The sequence below is a fragment of the Leptospira brenneri genome (genome assembly GCF_002812125.1).
Lineage (GTDB): Bacteria > Spirochaetota > Leptospiria > Leptospirales > Leptospiraceae > Leptospira_A > Leptospira_A brenneri.
Genome location: NZ_NPDQ01000005.1, coordinates 188,607 through 206,805 on the forward strand (window position 1 = coordinate 188,607; position 18,199 = coordinate 206,805).

An 18,199-nucleotide genomic window follows, 5' to 3' on the forward strand; every position below is an offset into this window, starting at 1 on the left:
TTTTCGATTGGTCTTATACGCCTAAAACAACGGTTAAGTTTGCACCTGTCATATTCTCTGCAACGGTTTCGCATTCTTCCATGCTGCCTTGAAAACAGACGGCCTTACCGTTGGTATGTGCTTCCATTGCTATTTTTTTTGCATCTTTTTTTGTTTTGAAACAAAGTTTCATCAAACAGTCTTCTACATACGAAAACTCATTAATGGAATCATTGAATAAAATAACAAAGTAGAAATAGACAGAATCAAATTTTGATTTTGTTTCTTCAAATGTAGCAGGTTCGTTCTGTTCTGTCATGGAAAAAGTGAGTCGGAGGTTCCGCTCAGTTCACCAATATACTCCAAATAGGATTTCATTTTAAACTTCTTTTTTGTTGAATCGGAAGACATAAATCGAACATTCCCAAATACATTTCGTTCTGGGAACCAGGGTCTATCAAAGAGCCCAAAACACCATAAGATCCCTGTATAAGAGTTTGGATTTCTTCCATCATAAGCATATTTATTATTGAGATGTTCTAGAATTTCAAAGGCATCTTCGTAAGTGTTTGTCCATTCAATGACTTTTTTACCCCATAACATTCTCATATAGTTATGAATTTTTCCTGTTTTGACTAGTTCGATTTGAGCCGCATTCCAAAGTTCATCATGAGTTTTCGCAGATTCAAACTCTTCTAAAGAATAAATATATTCCCTTGTATCAGATTTATGTTTTTTGAAATTGATTTTTACCCAGTCAGGAAGATTTTCTAAATTGATTTTTTTTGGTTTGTTTTTCCAAAAGAATAAATATCCAATATCTCTCCAAGTGATTAACTCGTCTAAGAAGTGATTGGCGGAAGTGGATTCCGAATAAAAATGTTCGCGGTCTCCTGGTTTCTGGTGGCTCATTCGTTCTGGGTTCCATTTCCCCCCAGAGGAAATATCTAGAACAGACTGGAAAACTTCTTCAATTCCAATATATCCAAAATGTAAGTAGGGAGAAAGTCCACTAGTTGCTGTGATTTCGGGAGGATTGGGGTTGGAACGCCCTGTTTCATACTCTTGTAACTTTTTAGTAACAAAGGTCTTTAAAACTTTGAGTGCTTCTATACGACCACCTTTCACTCCTTTGGCGGGAGAAACGTTTTCTTTAAAATCAAAGGAATCTAAAAAAGAATTTAAATCTTTAGGGAGTCCAAACGCATTCGGAGGTTTTGAATTTTGGTTTAAACCTTGAAGGTCTTCCTTTTTCCATTTTTGTTTGGTTTTCTCAGGCATTCCTTTTAAAAATTCTTTATGAATCCAAATTCTTAAAATCCTTGCAGCACTAGCTTCTTTGGAAAACCGAGATAAGGGAAGTAGGGAGTTACTATCAACAGAATAAAGAGGACAATCTACTTTATTTGCAAGTTTGGATGTTTGTTCGGGAATGATAAAACAAGGAAAGTCATCTGTGACTATGGCCACAGCTTTTTTGGATATTTCTTTTAAGATCCCTCTTGCGGGATTTGATTTTGATTCCACAAACGGCCAGTAGTTGATTCCTAATTCGTCTGCTCTTGTTTGGTTGTCATACATTCCTTCGAGAATGAATCTGTGAATTCTTTCCGAATTCCAGGGATAATCGGAACGTAAACCTTCATAAACAACCAGTTCCTTATTATTTTTTTTTGCTAAGTTCACCGCATATGCAAAGGCATGGTTCGAATCAAAACGACGGTAGGCTTGCATCCAATAGAGGACATACTGTCCGCTAGCTTGTAACGGTTTTTGATTACAAAGCCGAATTCTTTCCTCATTCACCTTTATTAGAGGGTATCTACTTTCATTCGGTTGGATAATTTTCATTCGAATCTAAGGAGAAATTGAGGATCACCTGCCCAGTAAACGGACCGGTCGCCCCTTTTTTAAGCATATTGCATCGACATTGCAATTCATTACAAAAATTGAATGGGCTAAATTAACAAAAAATATAAACAAAATGGAGGTTTTATAGGCATTTGGGGAATTTTTTTAAGAAAGATGCCAGTTGAATCTAATTCGGGTACCAATCTTGCACTGATACTAAGCAAATAACATGGAAAGGAAACATGGTAATATGAAACAGTATTTCAAATCAATCGCCTTCCTTCTCCTGGTTGTTCCGATGTTCCTTTTTGCAGATGAAGCTGCAACCGTCGCGAACCCAGCAGAGGAAACCGCAAACGCAATCCAAACTTTAACCGTTGGTTTAGACACCCTTTGGGTGCTCGTAGCAGGTATGTTGGTATTCTTTATGAATGCCGGTTTTGCTCTCGTTGAATCGGGTTTTGCTCAATCGAAGAACACCGTGAACATCCTCGCTAAAAACTTTATTGTTTTTGCTGCAGCAACTTTCTCCTACTGGGCAATCGGTTGGGGTTTGATGTTTGGTGATGGATCTCCGTTTTTAGCAACTGAAGGTCTTTTTTTCTTAGGTGGAGCTGATAATTCTCCTGCAATCGGGGATGCATACCAAGGTGTGTATTCTTCTATGAATTGGACAGGAATCCCACTTTTTGCAAAATTTTTCTTCCAATTAGTTTTTGCAGCAACAGCAGCAACTATCGTGTCAGGAGCCGTAGCAGAACGGATTAAATTTCATTCCTTCCTTATCTTCTCCTTTATTCTCGTAGCATTTTTATATCCGTTCACAGGTCACTGGGTATGGGGTGGTGGATGGATTTCCGAACTCGGTTTCCATGACTTCGCTGGATCTACCGTAGTACACTCTGTAGGTGGTTGGGCAGCTCTTGCTGGTGCCATCGTTCTTGGAGCAAGAAAAGGGAAATACCTACCAGACGGTAGAATTAAACCAATCCTTGGCCATAACATGACTTCTGCAGCTCTTGGAACTCTTATCCTTTGGCTCGGTTGGTTTGGTTTTAACCCAGGTTCCACTATGGGAGTAGGTGATGGAAGTGTTATGGCTCACGTAATCGTAACAACTAACATCTCTGCAGCTCTTGGTGCACTTGCATCTACTGTCACTGCTTGGGTCATCTTGAAAAAACCTGATCTTGGTATGATCCTAAACGGAACACTTGCTGGTCTTGTTGGTATTACTGCACCTTGTGCGATCGTAAGCCCTACATCTGCTGCCATCATTGGTGCGGTATCTGGAACACTCGTAGTATTATCTGTTCTTTTCTTTGACAAAATCAAAATTGATGACCCGGTGGGTGCAACTTCCGTTCACTTAGTTTGTGGTATTTGGGGAACATTAGCTGTAGCAATTTTCGGATACGAAGGTGCTCCTGCTGGTGTAGAAGTTCCTTCCATTCTAACACAACTTTACGGAATACTCGCAATCGGTGGATTTACATTCGTTTTATCTCTAGCTTTATGGTTTGTATTAAAACTTGCTGGTGGAATCCGAGTGGCTGAAGAAGAAGAACTTAGTGGTTTGGATCTTGGGGAACACGGAGCAGAAGCTTACCCTGATTTCAATATCCGAGCTCGTGGTTAAGGGAATAGGAGTATAACATTATGAAAATGATCATTGCAATCATCCAACCACATAAGTTGGAAGAAGTTAAAGCAGAATTAACTAAAAACGAAATTTATCGTCTAACAGTATCTGATGTTCAAGGTTACGGACAACAAAAAGGTAAAACTGAAGTATTCCGTGGTCACGAATATACTGTAAACTTACTCAGAAAAGTTCGTTTAGAAATCGCAGTTAACGATGAATTCGTAAAACCAACTGTTGATGCTATTTTAAAAGCAGCAAAAAGTGGTGATGGAAAGATCGGAGACGGAAAGATTTTTATCACTCCTCTTGAAGATGTGATTCGAATCAGAACTGGCGAGAAAGGAAAAAGCGCTATTTAAACTTCCTTTCATTAAAGGAAAAATCGGAAAACGTGTGGGGAAAGTTTCCCTACACGTTTTTTATTTTTATCTTAACTCTAAAACAAGTTCATTCTTTTTTTCTTTTAGTAGTTCTCTTAAATCTTTAAATTCGATCTTAACACCACCTTTGCGGTAACGGTTTTCTTTCCTTTGGAATGAAATCGACGTTTCGTTTAGTTTGACTGATTCAATCTGCGCATTTTCTGATTTCACTTGATAAATGATCGTAAGATTCTGATCAAAGATTTGAACGTTCCACTGTAATCCATCTAAGCCCTTTGGTAAAACTGGATCCAATTCCAGACCATCTTCGAAGATACGAATCCCGAATAAACATTCATACACTAGTTTGATATAAATTCCAGGTCCACTGGAATATACTCGCCAACCACCTTCCAAAGGAATATTCCCTGATAACAAATCTTTGTATTTTTTTCCAGCTTCATAACGGTCTAAAAAAGAACCATCAGAGCTCGAATAATAGCAGTTTGATTGTCTTATTTTGCTTGCGGGAACTTTTTTCTGAATTCCAATGGGATTGATTAAATTCAAATAGTGAAAAAATTCTTCTGACTTCCCCATATACGCCAGTGCTTCACAAAAACGTAAGTGCGCATGTGTGTACATAAGACCAATTTCTCTACCGAAGTAACTTGCCGTTTCCGCTCGTTTGAATTCTAAACTTTCCCCATCGGAATAAGATATTGGAGAATCAAAGAGTCGAACTCCATCAGGTCCCATAAGATACTTTTTGATAATGGATAGATGAGTTTCTACTTCATTAGAATCTAATACTTCTGATAAAATTCCATAAATCATAGGAAGGATGCTATAATGAATCCCTGATTTCCTATCCTCGGGGTGTAGGTAAAAACTTTCAGAATCTCCTCCTCCAAAAAATTTGAGTCCTGTAAGAATTCCACCGGACATACAAAGTTCTTTTATATTTTGGTTTAGGGTTTCTAGCTCTTTGGTGTAGAGTTTCACTTTTTCTAAATCACCAATTTTGTGGTAAATTGTAATCAGTGCACGGTAGGTCAGGGATTGTAATTCTGCCGTCCAAGTGCTAACGGAATGGGTTCGAAATTCGGTCCTTACTGGTTGTAGGGAATCATTCCAATCTCCATTTCCATAAATGGGTAAGTTTGTATTTTCCACCAAACGTTTGTTTATAAGAGAAACCGTTTGTTCTATGGCTTCCCTTATGGATCTAGGTTCTTTGCGGTGAATCCCACTGGTTTTTTCCTTTAGAAAATCAAGGTCACTTGTTCGCTCTAAATAAGTGGATAACGCGAGTATCGGCCAATAAAGAATGTCTCCATGTGAATCACTGGCCCTAATTTCTTTATCTCTTGGAAATAACATAAACCATTGTGGCCAGTCCCCATCTTCGTTTTGTTCTGCAAATACTCTAAGAAGTAAGTTACGGCAATACTCTACTTTGCCCAAAGCCAGTAAATACTCAAAAGCACCTTGGCATACGTCTCTTGTTCCCCATCCTCCTCCAGAGTATTGTTCCAGTCCTCTTGGATTCAAATAGTGAATCTCCGCGTTCTGTTCGAACCAGGGAAGGATCTCGCTAATTTGTTCTAAGGAAGATGATTCTTTGTTTTTGATTTTGTTTTGCGGCAACCTGGATGTGTGGGAAAATATTTCTTTTTTGGCTCTTACCATTTCGTTCGGAGAGGAACCCAAATCACCTTGGATGGAAAATTGGAGACTGGAATCAACGGATACAAGGGCTGTGAGATAAGGTTGGTTTTTTGACTTTCCATCAAGGAATAAGAGCCGATCATCAGATACTTGCCAAGACTTAAGACCATCTGATTGAATTGTGAATCCTTTTCCATTTAATCTTTGATAGATGGAGGATTCTGGGTTTGGTTTGATTTGGATTTTGTTTTCGTTTGTAGTAATGACCGGTGGTTTTTCTAGGGAACCATTGTCCCCATCCAGTGCAATATGAAAGGATAGAAGGAAGTTTTGGGATTTTTGACTCGTTGTTGTTAGTTCGAATTTGATTTTGTGGTCTTCTGTTGTTTTTATTTGAATGCGTAAATCTTCTATTCCTAAGAAGTAAATCCACTCAACAGAATTTGGTTTCATAGAAATCAGAGAAGGAGAGTTTAGGAGTAGAAACTCGGAATCCTTTTCGATAAATATACGGAACCCATAGGATTGAAAATAATCCAGGTAACTATGGTTACGTGAGATGTATTGGTTGATGCTAGTATGGCCCTCTGTGAGTTGGGATAAAAAAATTCCTTTAAAATAGCAGGTGGTAGTGAGAGAGGATTCGTCGGGAATGGTTGGGTATCCTGTTCTTAGGATTTGTCCATGAGGACGTAAACAAAGTTCTTCCTTTTCTTTGAGTACCACATGGGTGAACTTATCGGTAAAAAAGGATAGAATTTCTCCTGATTCATTCGTTTCTATTTCTCTCCATTCATTTGGGAAGTAAGTTCTTAAAAGAGGATCCTTCGGATTTTCACCTTCTATTTGTTTTGCGATCGTAAAAAGACTTTGTGTCAGTTCTAAATTTTTTGATTCAAAATTTGGACTAGGACTCCAGTCTTTGGTAACTTGAGAGACCAAGTTCTCAACGTTTGGAAAAGATTTGAGTTGGTCTAAATTTGGGAAAAAATGTCCGTAAAAGGAGGTTTCTTTTGCTTCTTCGGGATTTAGGTGAGTTTTAATCCTTTCTAGTCCTAAGATCGAATGTTCTCCTTGTCTTCGTTTTCCAATAAGTGGCTTTTCAATTGCATCCGGAATTAAATCAATCCCATCGGTTGCATAAGATTGAATGGTTTCTGTACTAAATAAAAAACAAGCCGGATGATTTCCTGATACAGATTCATTCTGCCTGGAAAGAATTCCATAACCATAATCCTTTGTGTGAATGGGTTCATGGTGGATGTAATGGCAGACAAAGTATTCGTTCAATCGAGAAGCAGAGTAGTCACAGATTCCAATATCTTGAACGTAAACTAAGTCAAATTCGAATGGTTCTTTTGTTTTGTTTGTGATCTGAACTTTGTATCGCCAGGTAGGAAGGTGAGGATGCAGTTCCAAAAACACCGCGTAATCAATTTCATCGTTTTTCCCTTGGGAAAAAAAACTCATGTTTCCTGTTTGGGTTTTTGCATTTGATTTGGGACCGAGTAAAGGAATAACATCGAGATTGTTTTTTTTGTATATTCTTAAATAAATATTACTGATACTTGGTTCCATTTCGTTCCCAAGATATAAGTTAATAAGTAGTTCTTGAAATCGGATGGAATGAATATTTCCATTTTCTAAAATTCGAATCTTTAAACCTGATTGGTTCTCTATAGTTTGTAACATTAGTTTTTGGTTCCATTCATAGGGGTTAAATTCCATTTCCCAAAATGAGAAATATGGAGATGGTAATCATATTCCAAAACTGTTTCTTCGTCTTTTGCAATGACAACAGTGGCCACACCAAGTTTGTGAAATAATTTTAAAATTTTTGAAATTTCAAATTTTCCTAAAACCGATCCAGGCCTATCTAAAATCAAAAATTTTGGTTTAACAAAAAGGACACGGATCACTGCAATTTTATATTTTTCAGCTAAGGAAAGTTCTTCGTTCCATTCTTTTAAGGTCCTAAGGCCACCAAATCTTCGGATCAAAGTTTCAAGTCCCATTTTTTGTAATTCAGTTAGGATTTCCGAATCAGATACTTCTAGATTTAGGTATGCCGGTACAATGACGTTACGCAATCTCCCTGGTGGAAGATAGGGTTGTTCGGGGAGGAATAATACTTCTTCCCAACTAGGTTTACTAATTTTACCTTCGGAATGATTTCCAATTCCTGCAATCGATCGAAACAAACTAAGTTTTACCGTTTCATCGAGTGAGGTAATGAGCCAACGTTCCTTTTTGTGGACAGTGAGTTGTAAATGGTCTAATAAAAGTTTTGACCGATCATTTGAATATAAAGTTAAGTTTTGGAAGTGAATTTCATCAGCGCTGTAGTTAGATTCTCTTTTCTCTTTTGATTCTTTTTCAGTTACAAACATCGCAGCCTCAAGAGAATGGAGTCGTTTGACCACAGCAGAAAATGCAGAAATAGATTGAAACTGGGTCACAATCAGAGAAAATGCATTGAGTAAGGTCGTGAATGCAAGGGCAGCTTGGGTGATCACACCAAATTCGATTTCACCCCTCATATAACTGGGCGCAATGATCAGCATTGGTATAATTTGTATAAAGTAATTGTAGTTATTTGTAAAAAAACTCAAGCGGAGGTTGACTGAAATGAGTTTTCGAAAGTTGTTAACTAGTTTGCGAAGTCTGGATTTTAATCTCACAGACATTCTAGCTTCTCTATGAGTCACTGCAATGGATTCTGCATGTTGGCGTATATGCAGAAGGTCTGCCCTGTAACTTGCTTCCATATCTAACTGATCGTAATTGAGGCGGATCAGAGATTTACCAAGAAAAATGGTAGAAAATGTGCCAGAAAGAGCATAAACAACAGCTACTAAAAATAGTATCGGATTAATACTCCAAAGAACTCCGGAAAAAGAAATTGCCGAAAAAACTCCACCTATGAAGAGTAAGGTGAATGAAATTGTAGTTGTTGTAAATGCCTTTACATCATCGGTGATCCTTTGGTCTGGGTTTTCGATCCCAGGTGCATTCATGATTTGGTGAAAAGTTCTTTCCGTTAAATAATTATTTGTTAATCGCCATGTGAGTTGCTCTCGCCAAAGAATTCCAAGCCTTTCTTCTGCATATCGATTGATAGAACCAATTGCAGATGAAATGATAAACACAATTCCATAAAGGATTGCATTGGTATAAAAAGCCGCCATGTTCTTTTGTTCAATCGAAGATATAAAATCTCGGCCTACATAACTATTGATGACATTGAAGACATTAAAGGAAATCACGAGTAAAACAAGGGTGATCCCGTAACGAATGGCCGTAGGGCCTTGTTTTGATTTGATTAACTGGCGTATGGTATTTGTCAAACGCACCCAGTTCTGGGATGAATTTGTTTTTTTATCTAAAGGCATTTGTTTCCTTTTATAAGGAAGCAGAGTTTTAAAACAAATGCAAGGAGGTTTTTATGACTCGATTGTTTCGATCGTCAAATCCATTGTTACTTGGTGCCAGATCGATTCTAAATCTGCATTCCATTCAGAAGGAAGATTTTCTCTGATAGAAGAAATAAGAATGGGTACAAGTTTTGGAAATTCCTTTTTTGAAATTCCAATGGATTCGTAAATAGAGGTTAGTTTAGATACTCCCTTTTTTAAAGAGATGGGGTTTCCTAATTTCTCGATGATGGATTCTATCGCATTTAAAAACTCGTGAGGTTCTACAAGTAATTCGTTTTCATTCATTTCTTTTTGAAGGTTTTCCTCTACAAAGTGTTTTAACTTACTTAAATAATCATCGATCCAATGTGGATTGTTTTCTAAAACATGATCAAATGATTTTTGAATGCGAAGGATGGGGTCTGAATTTTTGAATCCAAGAACAGAATAAGCTGTCATTTTTTCTGACTTACCACGAAGTCTTGTGATTACTTTTTTATTCACGGAAAGAGAAGAACCAATTTGATTATAAATTTCATCAGATACTAAGAAGTTTGTATTTGTTTTTTTATTAAGTGCTTCGAGTCGACTCGCAACATTTACTGTATCCCCAAGGACTGTTTGGCTTTTGTATTCAGAATGTCCGATGTCTCCATAAATTACATTTCCTGCGTGGAGTCCAATGCGGATGTCGAAACTAAAATTAAACCTATCTTTCATTTCTAAGTTGAATTTTTTCAATTGATCAAACATACGAAGGCAAGCACGAATTGCTGAATGAATTGTTTCTCTTTTGGCTTCGGTGATTTTCTCTTCGTTTGCTGTTTTGATTTGATCTCTATTCTTTAGTTGGAAAAAAGCTAAAATCCCATCTCCAATGAATTTATCAATTTCCCCACCGTTGTTTAAAACAGGTTCACTCATTTCTTGAAAAAATCTATTTAAAACAAAAACAACATCATAAGGAAGACTTGCTTCTGTAAAAGCTGTGAATCCTTTGATATCAAGAAAAAGGATCACCGCATAACATTCTTCTCCAGTTTTAGAAGATTTGGATTCACTGGTAACTGTTTTGAGATCTTTATTGTCTTTGATGATCCGGCGAAGGGAAACGTCTCCAAATACTTCAGTTTGGCAAGCCAGTCGAATCTCTTTTGGCCAACCTTTTCTATCAGCTAGAGTTTGTTCTCTATCATTACGGCTACTGAGATGGGAAAGACCTTCGGTAACAAAAACTCGACAAGTTGTGCATTTGGCATTTCCCCCGCAAAGATGGTAGAGGGGATATTCGTGTTTTAAGGCAGTTTCCAGGATGGTGGCCCCTGGTTTGTTTGTTTCGAGTGGAAAATTGTCTTTGTCTTCAAAGGTAACAATATGCATGTATCACCAATATGTCTCTGGTAATTGAATTTTCTCTCCTTTTTTAACTTAGGGCAAGTCGGAAAACATCTAAAATTTAGAAAAATCTCCTCATTTCTCTCTGGATTCGTGAAAAACTAATTGCTTTAGTTAAATAAACTAATAGCATTAGTTTTATGAAAACAATCTACCACCTTATTTTAATCTTTTCCCTGTTTCTTTTTCCCATCCTGATTTGGGGTGAAGGTTCGGAATCGGAATCTTTAATACAAACTTCTTATTTTCAAACTGGGGAAGGTCGAGTGGCTTATTCTAAAATAGGGGAGGGCAAAAGAAATCTGATTTTGCTTCCAGGAATTGGGGACAGAAAGGAAAGTTATTTAGAACTTGCTTATCTGTTATCTAAAGGCAATACCGTTTATCTTTTCGACTTACGAGGAATTGGTGAGTCTGATGTGAGTTTCGTTTCTTATGGGCCGAATGAAACGGCAAAAGACATCTTAGCATTTATCCGTGAAAAAGATTTACAAGATGTTTATATCATTGCTAATTCTATGGCTGCCGCTTCGGCCGTTTATATTCGTTCCAAAGAAGAAAAACGAGTCCTAGGACTTGTACTTTCTGGTCCATTTGTCCGAGACAAAGAACCAATGTCTTTTGGAATGAAAACATTGATTCATTTTGCATTTCGTGGGCCTTGGGGGCCGAGTGTTTGGGCGTCGTTTTATGAATCTCTGTTTCCTGTGAATCGTCCTGGTGATTTAAAAGAAAGATCAGCGAGATTAAAAGAGAATCTTTCTGAAGATGGTCGTATGTTTGCCGTTAGATCTATGTTGCTTGCACCAAAAACAGAATGTGAACCTGCCTTACAATTGATTTCGGGAAATGTGATTGTGGTAATGGGAAGTAAAGACCCTGATTTTGATTCTCCCGAAGGAGAGGCAAATTGGATTGGTGACACTGTGGGCGGAACTGTAAAGATCTATAAAGGTGCAGGGCATTATCCTTTCGTAGAAGAGCCAAATCGATTTTATTCCGACGTACAATTATTATGGCAAAAAAAATAAAACACAAACCCGGCCGCCCCAAAAAAGGGGTCACCCAGATCACTAGAGAATTTGTTTTAGACAAAGCATGGGATTTGATTTCAGAAGTTGGGTTTCGGGAATTTCGGCTTACATCCCTTTCTGAAAGTTTGGGAATTCGAACCCCCTCCCTCTACAACCATATCCAGGACTTAGAAGATATACGCCGGGAAATGAAACGAAGGTCTTTGCAGATGTTAGGTGATAGACTGACTCTAAAAACCAAAAACCAGAACCATAGTTCTGATCGAGTATTCGAATTTTTAATTGCTTACAGAAGTTTTGCGAAGGCCTATCCTCAGTTTTATCCTCTGACCGTTGAGTCGGCTGAGTCCGATCCAGAATTAAAACCCCTCGGAGATCGAATTTTGGCCATTTGTATGGAAGTGTTTCGGCTCCAAACCCTGGATGAAACCTCTGTCCATCGGATACGGATCTTACGTTCACTACTCCATGGATTTATTGTTTTAGAAGAGGCTGGCGGGTTTGGTCGTAAAGAGTCGGTAGAGGAAAGTTTTAAGAAAATAACAGAATCATTGGAATCTGGCAGACTCTGGTAAAACTTTACTTTTCGGGAGAATGTGCGTGCGAAAACCTGGGTTTAGAATTATGGCAGCACTTACTATTACACTACCAGATGGAAGTTCCAAGGAACTAGAATCCGGTAAATCCTTTTCTGATTTCATCCAAGCCCAACTGCCTTTCTTGAAAGAGAAAGCTCTTGCCGTTGTTTTGTCCGATGGTCGCACTGTTGACCTTTCCTATATTCCAGAGACAAACACCACGGTAAAGTTTCTCACCTTTGATGATGTGGAAGGAAAAGAAGTTTTCCATCACTCTTCTGCCCACTTACTCGGTATGGCCGTCCAAAGGTTATGGTCTGAGGCCCGCCTCACCGTTGGCCCCGTCATTGAAAATGGCCCCGGTTTTTTCTTTTATGATATTGATTTTGGTGATACCGTTCTTACGGTAGAAGACCTTCCGAAAATCGAAGCCGAGATGGCAAAAATTGTCAAAGAAGATCTCGTTGTCAAAAGATGGGAACTTTCCAAGGAAGAGGCCATCGAAAAATTTAAAAAAGAAAACGAACCTTATAAGGTAGAACTTATCCAAGGATTTGATTCCGCATCCGTTTCGTTATACGGACAGGGCGAGTGGTATGACCTTTGTCGTGGTCCTCACGTGGCAAGGACAGGACAACTGAAAGCCTTCAAACTCACTGCGATTTCTGGTGCCTATTGGAAAGGGGATTCCAAAAACAAACAGCTCACTCGTATTTACGGAGTTTCTTTCCCCACCAAAAAGCAGTTAGACGAATATATCTTTCTCATTGAAGAAGCCAAAAAAAGAGATCATAGAAAACTGGGAAAAGAACTGGATCTTTTTAGTTTCCAAGACGAAGCTCCTGGATTTCCATTTTGGCATCCGAAAGGAACTGTACTTTGGAATACTCTTGCTTCTTACATTCGAGAAGAGTGTTTTCGCCGTGGGTATCAAGAAATCAAAACTCCGGCCATCTTAAATTCTAGTCTATGGAAAAAGTCGGGTCACTGGGATAATTTTAAGGAAAACATGTATTTCACTGACATCGATGAAAGTGAATTTGCAGTAAAGCCGATGAACTGTCCTGGGTGTTGTTTGATTTATAAATACCACATGCACTCGTACAGAGAACTTCCTCTTCGGTTTATGGAGCTTGGAAATGTGCACAGACATGAAATGTCTGGAGTGCTCCATGGACTATTTCGGGTTCGTGCCTTCACTCAAGACGATGCCCATATCTATGCGCCTTTAGAAAAAGTAGAATCAGAAGTGGAAGACATCATTGATTTTACTTTTGATGTGTATAAAAAATTTGGATTCACTGAGTTTAAAACCTTCATCGCAACAAGGCCGGAGAAATCCCAAGGTAGTGATGAAGATTGGAATCTCGCAACACAAGCGTTACATGATGCACTTAAGAAAAAGGGAATCGAATACGGAATCAAAGAAGGGGACGGAGCATTCTACGGTCCCAAAATTGAATTCAATATTAAGGACTCTCTGGGAAGGCTTTGGCAATGCGGAACCGTACAAATTGATTTCTCGATGCCGAATCGATTCGAACTCGACTTCACTGCTTCTGATGGAAAAAAACATGCGCCTGTGATGATCCACAGAGCCATCTATGGATCACTCGAAAGATTCATCGGAATTCTTATCGAACACTTCGAAGGAAAATTTCCTTTGTGGCTAAATCCTACACAGATCCGTGTCTTAACTGTGGCAGAAATTCACAGCGATTATGCAAAAGAAGTATATCAGGATTTGGTAATGCAGGGATTCCGAGTCGAACTTGATGTTCGAAACGAAAAGATCGGAAGTAAAATTAGGGATTCCATCCTAAAACGAAGCAGTTATACTTTGATTTTAGGAGATAAAGAGAAAGAAGCTGGTTCTATTTCCTTCCGTCGTATGGGAGAAGAGAAAACAGAAACGGTTTCTCGCGATGGATTTCTTTCCCTTCTGAAAGGTGATCTTTAAATAAAGAAATTTCTTGACTGAGATTTGAGGGGATCTTACGATCCCTTCAGTGCCTCCCATTCAAATCATAACCAAACAAACGAGTCCTGTTGCATACTATTTGGATTTACCCATCCATCCGCCGTATGATGCTCGTGATGCGTTTGATGCCATCCCTATGCAATTATTGCCTTTTGCGGATGGGCTCATTGTGGGTTGGAAGGTGAGTTCCATGCAATTTGTGGATGGGCTTGGTCGGGACTTTAAGTTGGATTGCCCAAACATTGTCATTACCGGTGGAGAAAATCGCGGTGATTCCCCTGTTGCTTTGTATGTATCGGCTGCCTTTTATGATGATAGAAATCGACTCCTTGCAAGCCAAACTTGCGAACACATTGTCCAACCTTGGGAGAGTTATGATGTTCCCGGACTTTGGAGCCGTTTTCCTTTTCCCATCACCGAGATTGCCAGGGCTTCCGTGAGTATCACTTCTTATGGTTGGGAAGACCCTAGGCCTAAGGAAACCCTTGTCCTTTCAAAACAAAAACCCAAAAACGAAACCAAATATGAATGGAAGCGGGAGGGGGGAGTTGTCGGCTCCTATTCTTTCCAAAAATGGAATCCGGGGAAAGGGGATCTCCTTTTTGCCAGTGAAACCATCACACGAGAAAACCGGGTCCGAATTCGGTTGGAACGCCGCCAAAGTGAAGGTTTGACTTATGTGGCTCTCGTCCAATCCGGTTCTCCCAAGAGAGAAACCAAAACCTTTGACCATTTGATCCAATATGCAATTTATACCGAAGATGGCCAGCTCTGCCACGGCGGATCTTGTATGGGAATGGGAAATCACGGGGATCTTGTCTCTCTTGTGCCCATTTTGCCAGAAATTTTAGAATCAGAGTCTCTATATTTAGAACTCGTAGCTTGGGAAGGCCCCTCCGGTTCGCTTTAACCCCTTTCCTTAAGTAATTCCGAAAGAAATGTACTTGCTCGCCAGGATTTTCGTCCGAAATTGGAAATTGAAAGAAATTTCGGAGACTGAATGCAGAAACGGCCCAACCCTAGAGGGAACCCAAACCAAGATAAATTCGCCCACATCAGAATTAACGAACAAATTACCAATGTAGCATCGATCCGACTCGTCTCTGACGAAGGGTCTGACATCGTTACTCTGGAAGAGGCTCTGAGAAGAGCTAAGGAAGCTAACCTTGATTTGGTGGAAGTCTCGGGAGACCAGGATGTTCACGTCTGTAAGTTGATCGATTTTGGAAAATACAAATTCGAACTTCTTAAGAAAACGAAAGAAGCGAAAAAGAAACAACACGTAGTCACGGTGAAAGAAATTAAAATCCGCCCGCGGATTGATAACCATGACTTCGAGATTAAGAAGCGTCATGCTTTAGAATTCTTGCAAAAGGGTGATAAAGTAAAAGTGACTCTTCGATTCCGAGGCAGAGAGATGGTTCACTCTGAGATAGGAATGAATATTGTTAACCGGTTTGTCGAGGACCTAAAAGAGCATGCCTCTCCCGAAAAAATGCCGGTACACGACGGAAAGACGATAGTGGTCGTGATGAACCCAATTAGTGAGAAAGCTAAAGGATAAAAACAACTATGTATAAACTAAAAACAAACAGGGCAGCAGCGAAACGTTTTAAGTTTACCAAGTCTGGTAAAATTAAACGCGGTTGTGCGTTCCGAAGACATATCTTAGAGAAAAAATCTCCTAAGATGAAACACCAAAGCCGTGGAATGCACCTCATCCACGAAACCGACTATAACCGTGTAGAAAAACTTCTACCTTACGGAGGTTAAACGATGCCACGCGCAGTAAACGGAACCATCCATAAGAATCGTAGAAAAAAAGTTCTCGCTAAAGCAAAAGGTTTTAGAGGCGGACGTTCTAAACTTTTCAGAACAGCAAAATCTGCTGTGATGAAAGCTGGTCAATGGGCATACCGTGACCGTAGAAAGAAGAAGTCTGAATTCCGTAAACTTTGGATTACGAGAATCAATGCCGCAGTGAGAGAAAATGGAATGTCTTACTCTAAATTCATCCATGCACTCAAAACACACGGAATCAACTTAGATCGCAAAACTTTGGCTGACCTTGCATACAACCACAAAGAAGTATTCAACGCCATCGTAGAAAAAACCAAAGTCGCTAAGTAAATTAGTGCTTGATTGGAATAGAATGGCTCGGCTATTCTATTCCATCGGATTGTTATCATGTTAAAAATCGAAACCATTGAAGAGCTAGAAAGTAAAGTTGTTAAGGCTTTGGAGTTAATCCAGGACCTAAGAACAGAAAACGCACGCCTGGAGACGGAAAACGAATCCCTCCGCGCGGAAAATGACCAAATGAAGCTCGCAATGGAGGAGAAGGAGCGCGAACTCACAACACTTCGCACAAAACTCCAAGATGCTACTGAGGAGTTAAACAAACTTCGCGAAAGGGAAGGGCTTTTGGAATCGAAAGTCCAAAACCTTCTTGGTCGTTTGGATGGCCTTCCTACCACAGGAAGTTCTACTCCAAAAACGCAACCAGTTGCATCCACACCTGTAGAACCAGTTGCTGCAGCGGCCGCAGGAGCGGCAGCTGCTAGCTTAGCCGCTGATGAAGACGATGAAATCATTCTTTTAGATGAAGATGAATCCGAATTCCAAACTGAAGAAGTTTTGGAAAAACCTACTGCATCCGCTTCTTTTGAAAAAGAGGAACTTGTTGTAGAAACTGAAGAAGAAGTTCCCACTGTTGAGATCGATGAAGATGATGACATCATCATTGATGATGACGATGAAGCGATCAGTGTCTTTGATGCAGACGATGACGATGATTTTTTAATTATCGAAGACGATCCTAAATAATTTTTATGGCAGAATCTGCCCCACAACCTCAAAAAATAACCAAACAAATCTTTGGTGAAACTTATACCATCATAGGTGAGGCCTCCTCTGGATATATTTCGGAGGTGGCTGATTTTGTAGAATCACGGCTTTTGGAATTGGCAAAAGCTCTTCCTTCGGCCTCAAAAACAAAACTTGCCGTACTTTGTGCACTCAATTTAGCAGACGAACTTTTTCAAATGAAGGAAGTTTCTTTGAAGGCAAATGAAATTCCTGAACTCGAAGAAAGAACAAAAAAAATTATCTCTCTATTAGAAGAAGGGATCATTGGGGATCATTTTTGAATCCAATTTCTAAAAAAGATGCTAGAGAAATTCTAAAAAAAAATCTTCCGAACTTACCAGAAAGGGAAGACCATGAAACGGCAATTTTAAAAAGATTATTCCCACTTTTACAAGGTAAATCGAAAATCATCACTTACTCACCTGACTTTCGGTATGAGGTGGATGTTCTTCCCATCATTGAATCTTCTCCAATCCCTCGGCCAACAAGTTTTATCGAAGCCAGACATTCTGCCAGGTGGTACTTCCCTCGGATGGAAGAGGGAAAGGTTTTGCGTTTTCTTAGGCCCTATTCCTTTGAAAAGAGCGAGATAGGACTCTTTCAGCCGGTTGGAGATGAGGAGATCTCCGTAGAAGAAGCCGATTTGATCCTTGTCCCTGCTCTTGGTTTCAATGAAAAGGGATACCGGTTGGGACGCGGCGGCGGGTATTATGATCGCATTTTAAATTCAGAATCTCTCCAAAAGAAAGCCGTTGGACTTAGTTTTTCTAAACTTTTTCCCGTCCCATTCCTTGAAGACAATCACGATTTAAAAATAGGAAAAATGATTACGGAAATCCAGATTCATTCGTTTTTAGATTGAATCCATATAGGATTCTGACACGATTCTCAGGTAGCATATGGACCAAGAAACATTACTCACATCCCTGGCGGAAAAAACCAAAATGGAACAAGAGTCCGATCTGGGAGACTTGGAACAGTTTCTCACCTTTACCATCGATAAAGAATTCTTTGGGATTCGACTCCTATTGGTACATGAAATTTTAAAACCAGTCCTCATCACAAGGATTCCGAATGTAGATGATTATATCTTAGGAGTCATCAACCTTCGTGGCGAAATCATACCTATCTTAGATTTGAAAAAAAGATTTCATGAAACAGACTCTGAGATTTTTCCTATTTCCCGAATCATCGTCATTATGTTAGACGAGAAGAGGATTGGTGTTCTGGTAGATGAAGTCAAACAAGTTGTGAAAATCCAAAAGGATTTTATTAGTTATACAACTGATGATTTATCGTTAAACTATAGTAAGATGGTTGAATCTGTGTCTAGATATGAAGACCATTTGATTTTGAATTTGGATTTGGAACAAATCGTTGATTTTGTTTCCATCGTAAAGTAAATAGAAAGGGATACGA

At 39.2% G+C, this 18,199-nt stretch carries 18 protein-coding genes; 13 read left to right on the forward strand and 5 right to left on the reverse strand.

Annotated elements, in window-relative coordinates:
* Positions 1-13 precede the first annotated feature (13 nt).
* Together CH361_RS12335 and CH361_RS12340 are read right to left on the reverse strand one after the other, a co-directional pair.
* On the reverse strand, positions 14-298 hold the full coding sequence (locus CH361_RS12335) for an ATP-dependent Clp protease adaptor ClpS (protein ID WP_100791120.1): 285 nt from the start codon (positions 296-298) through the stop codon (positions 14-16).
* The gene (locus CH361_RS12340; RefSeq protein ID WP_208861434.1) at positions 295-1,830 is read right to left on the reverse strand and encodes a deoxyribodipyrimidine photolyase; all 1,536 of its coding nucleotides are present in this window, start codon (positions 1,828-1,830) and stop codon (positions 295-297) included. The genes CH361_RS12335 and CH361_RS12340 overlap by 4 nt, the downstream gene beginning before the upstream one ends.
* Before the next feature lie 250 nt (positions 1,831-2,080).
* Between CH361_RS12340 and CH361_RS12345 the strand changes: the two genes are divergently transcribed.
* Entirely contained in the window at positions 2,081-3,469 is a 1,389-nt protein-coding gene (locus tag CH361_RS12345; protein WP_100791122.1) for an ammonium transporter, read from the forward strand.
* A 20-nt stretch (positions 3,470-3,489) separates the two neighbouring features.
* A complete protein-coding gene (locus CH361_RS12350) occupies positions 3,490-3,834 on the forward strand; it encodes a P-II family nitrogen regulator (RefSeq protein ID WP_002975525.1) in 345 nt (114 codons plus the stop codon).
* Positions 3,835-3,900: 66 nt separating this feature from the next.
* On the opposite strand, the gene CH361_RS12355 is transcribed toward CH361_RS12350, so the two are convergent.
* Genes CH361_RS12355 through CH361_RS12365 form a run of 3 tightly spaced genes read right to left on the reverse strand, consistent with a single transcriptional unit; the run spans position 3,901 to position 10,304 of the window.
* Complete coding sequence (locus tag CH361_RS12355; RefSeq protein WP_244279841.1) at positions 3,901-7,236, reverse strand: GH36-type glycosyl hydrolase domain-containing protein; 3,336 nt, start codon at positions 7,234-7,236, stop codon at positions 3,901-3,903.
* Positions 7,200-8,900 carry an ABC transporter ATP-binding protein/permease gene (locus CH361_RS12360; RefSeq protein WP_100791123.1) on the reverse strand — a complete coding sequence of 567 codons (1,701 nt, stop codon included), beginning with the start codon at positions 8,898-8,900 and terminating at the stop codon, positions 7,200-7,202. Before CH361_RS12360 ends, CH361_RS12355 begins: the two co-directional genes overlap by 37 nt.
* A gap of 51 nt (positions 8,901-8,951) precedes the next feature.
* A complete protein-coding gene (locus CH361_RS12365; RefSeq protein ID WP_100791124.1) occupies positions 8,952-10,304 on the reverse strand; it encodes an adenylate/guanylate cyclase domain-containing protein in 1,353 nt (450 codons plus the stop codon).
* Between the two features lie 155 nt (positions 10,305-10,459).
* Between CH361_RS12365 and CH361_RS12370 the strand changes: the two genes are divergently transcribed.
* The 11 genes from CH361_RS12370 to CH361_RS12420 all read left to right on the forward strand — a co-directional run bounded on the left by CH361_RS12370 (position 10,460) and on the right by CH361_RS12420 (position 18,183).
* The gene (locus CH361_RS12370) at positions 10,460-11,350 is read left to right on the forward strand and encodes an alpha/beta fold hydrolase (RefSeq protein WP_100791125.1); all 891 of its coding nucleotides are present in this window, start codon (positions 10,460-10,462) and stop codon (positions 11,348-11,350) included.
* Entirely contained in the window at positions 11,335-11,928 is a 594-nt protein-coding gene (locus CH361_RS12375) for a TetR/AcrR family transcriptional regulator (protein ID WP_100791126.1), read from the forward strand. Before CH361_RS12370 ends, CH361_RS12375 begins: the two co-directional genes overlap by 16 nt.
* 49 nt (positions 11,929-11,977) lie before the next feature.
* Entirely contained in the window at positions 11,978-13,891 is a 1,914-nt protein-coding gene (thrS, locus tag CH361_RS12380; protein ID WP_100791127.1) for a threonine--tRNA ligase, read from the forward strand.
* Positions 13,892-13,940: 49 nt separating this feature from the next.
* Entirely contained in the window at positions 13,941-14,822 is an 882-nt protein-coding gene (locus CH361_RS12385; RefSeq protein WP_100791128.1) for a hypothetical protein, read from the forward strand.
* 90 nt (positions 14,823-14,912) lie between these two features.
* The gene (gene infC / locus CH361_RS12390) at positions 14,913-15,476 is read left to right on the forward strand and encodes a translation initiation factor IF-3 (RefSeq protein ID WP_004786692.1); all 564 of its coding nucleotides are present in this window, start codon (positions 14,913-14,915) and stop codon (positions 15,474-15,476) included.
* Positions 15,477-15,484: 8 nt separating this feature from the next.
* Positions 15,485-15,685 carry a 50S ribosomal protein L35 gene (rpmI, locus tag CH361_RS12395; RefSeq protein WP_002988170.1) on the forward strand — a complete coding sequence of 67 codons (201 nt, stop codon included), beginning with the start codon at positions 15,485-15,487 and terminating at the stop codon, positions 15,683-15,685.
* A gap of 3 nt (positions 15,686-15,688) precedes the next feature.
* Entirely contained in the window at positions 15,689-16,042 is a 354-nt protein-coding gene (gene rplT / locus CH361_RS12400; RefSeq protein ID WP_002975326.1) for a 50S ribosomal protein L20, read from the forward strand.
* A gap of 57 nt (positions 16,043-16,099) precedes the next feature.
* Entirely contained in the window at positions 16,100-16,738 is a 639-nt protein-coding gene (locus CH361_RS12405; RefSeq protein ID WP_100791129.1) for a hypothetical protein, read from the forward strand.
* A 5-nt stretch (positions 16,739-16,743) separates the two neighbouring features.
* Positions 16,744-17,061, forward strand: coding sequence for a cell division protein ZapA (locus CH361_RS12410; protein ID WP_100791130.1), 318 nt, complete (start codon positions 16,744-16,746; stop codon positions 17,059-17,061).
* Positions 17,058-17,642, forward strand: a complete 585-nt coding sequence (locus CH361_RS12415) for a 5-formyltetrahydrofolate cyclo-ligase (RefSeq protein ID WP_100791131.1) — start codon at positions 17,058-17,060, stop codon at positions 17,640-17,642. The genes CH361_RS12410 and CH361_RS12415 overlap by 4 nt, the downstream gene beginning before the upstream one ends.
* Positions 17,643-17,679: 37 nt before the next feature.
* On the forward strand, positions 17,680-18,183 hold the full coding sequence (locus tag CH361_RS12420) for a chemotaxis protein CheW (protein WP_100791132.1): 504 nt from the start codon (positions 17,680-17,682) through the stop codon (positions 18,181-18,183).
* Positions 18,184-18,199 lie beyond the last annotated feature (16 nt).

Bases quoted from the DNA above. Each gene is read 5' to 3' on its own strand.
- CH361_RS12335 (WP_100791120.1), bottom strand. From the start codon at position 298: ATGACAGAACAGAACGAACCTGCTACATTTGAAGAAACAAAATCAAAA.
- CH361_RS12340 (WP_208861434.1), bottom strand. From the start codon at position 1,830: ATGAAAATTATCCAACCGAATGAAAGTAGATACCCTCTAATAAAGGTG.
- CH361_RS12345 (WP_100791122.1), top strand. From the start codon at position 2,081: ATGAAACAGTATTTCAAATCAATCGCCTTCCTTCTCCTGGTTGTTCCG.
- CH361_RS12350 (WP_002975525.1), top strand. From the start codon at position 3,490: ATGAAAATGATCATTGCAATCATCCAACCACATAAGTTGGAAGAAGTT.
- CH361_RS12355 (WP_244279841.1), bottom strand. From the start codon at position 7,236: ATGGAATTTAACCCCTATGAATGGAACCAAAAACTAATGTTACAAACT.
- CH361_RS12360 (WP_100791123.1), bottom strand. From the start codon at position 8,900: ATGCCTTTAGATAAAAAAACAAATTCATCCCAGAACTGGGTGCGTTTG.
- CH361_RS12365 (WP_100791124.1), bottom strand. From the start codon at position 10,304: ATGCATATTGTTACCTTTGAAGACAAAGACAATTTTCCACTCGAAACA.
- CH361_RS12370 (WP_100791125.1), top strand. From the start codon at position 10,460: ATGAAAACAATCTACCACCTTATTTTAATCTTTTCCCTGTTTCTTTTT.
- CH361_RS12375 (WP_100791126.1), top strand. From the start codon at position 11,335: ATGGCAAAAAAAATAAAACACAAACCCGGCCGCCCCAAAAAAGGGGTC.
- thrS (WP_100791127.1), top strand. From the start codon at position 11,978: ATGGCAGCACTTACTATTACACTACCAGATGGAAGTTCCAAGGAACTA.
- infC (WP_004786692.1), top strand. From the start codon at position 14,913: ATGCAGAAACGGCCCAACCCTAGAGGGAACCCAAACCAAGATAAATTC.
- rpmI (WP_002988170.1), top strand. From the start codon at position 15,485: ATGTATAAACTAAAAACAAACAGGGCAGCAGCGAAACGTTTTAAGTTT.
- rplT (WP_002975326.1), top strand. From the start codon at position 15,689: ATGCCACGCGCAGTAAACGGAACCATCCATAAGAATCGTAGAAAAAAA.
- CH361_RS12405 (WP_100791129.1), top strand. From the start codon at position 16,100: ATGTTAAAAATCGAAACCATTGAAGAGCTAGAAAGTAAAGTTGTTAAG.
- CH361_RS12410 (WP_100791130.1), top strand. From the start codon at position 16,744: ATGGCAGAATCTGCCCCACAACCTCAAAAAATAACCAAACAAATCTTT.
- CH361_RS12420 (WP_100791132.1), top strand. From the start codon at position 17,680: ATGGACCAAGAAACATTACTCACATCCCTGGCGGAAAAAACCAAAATG.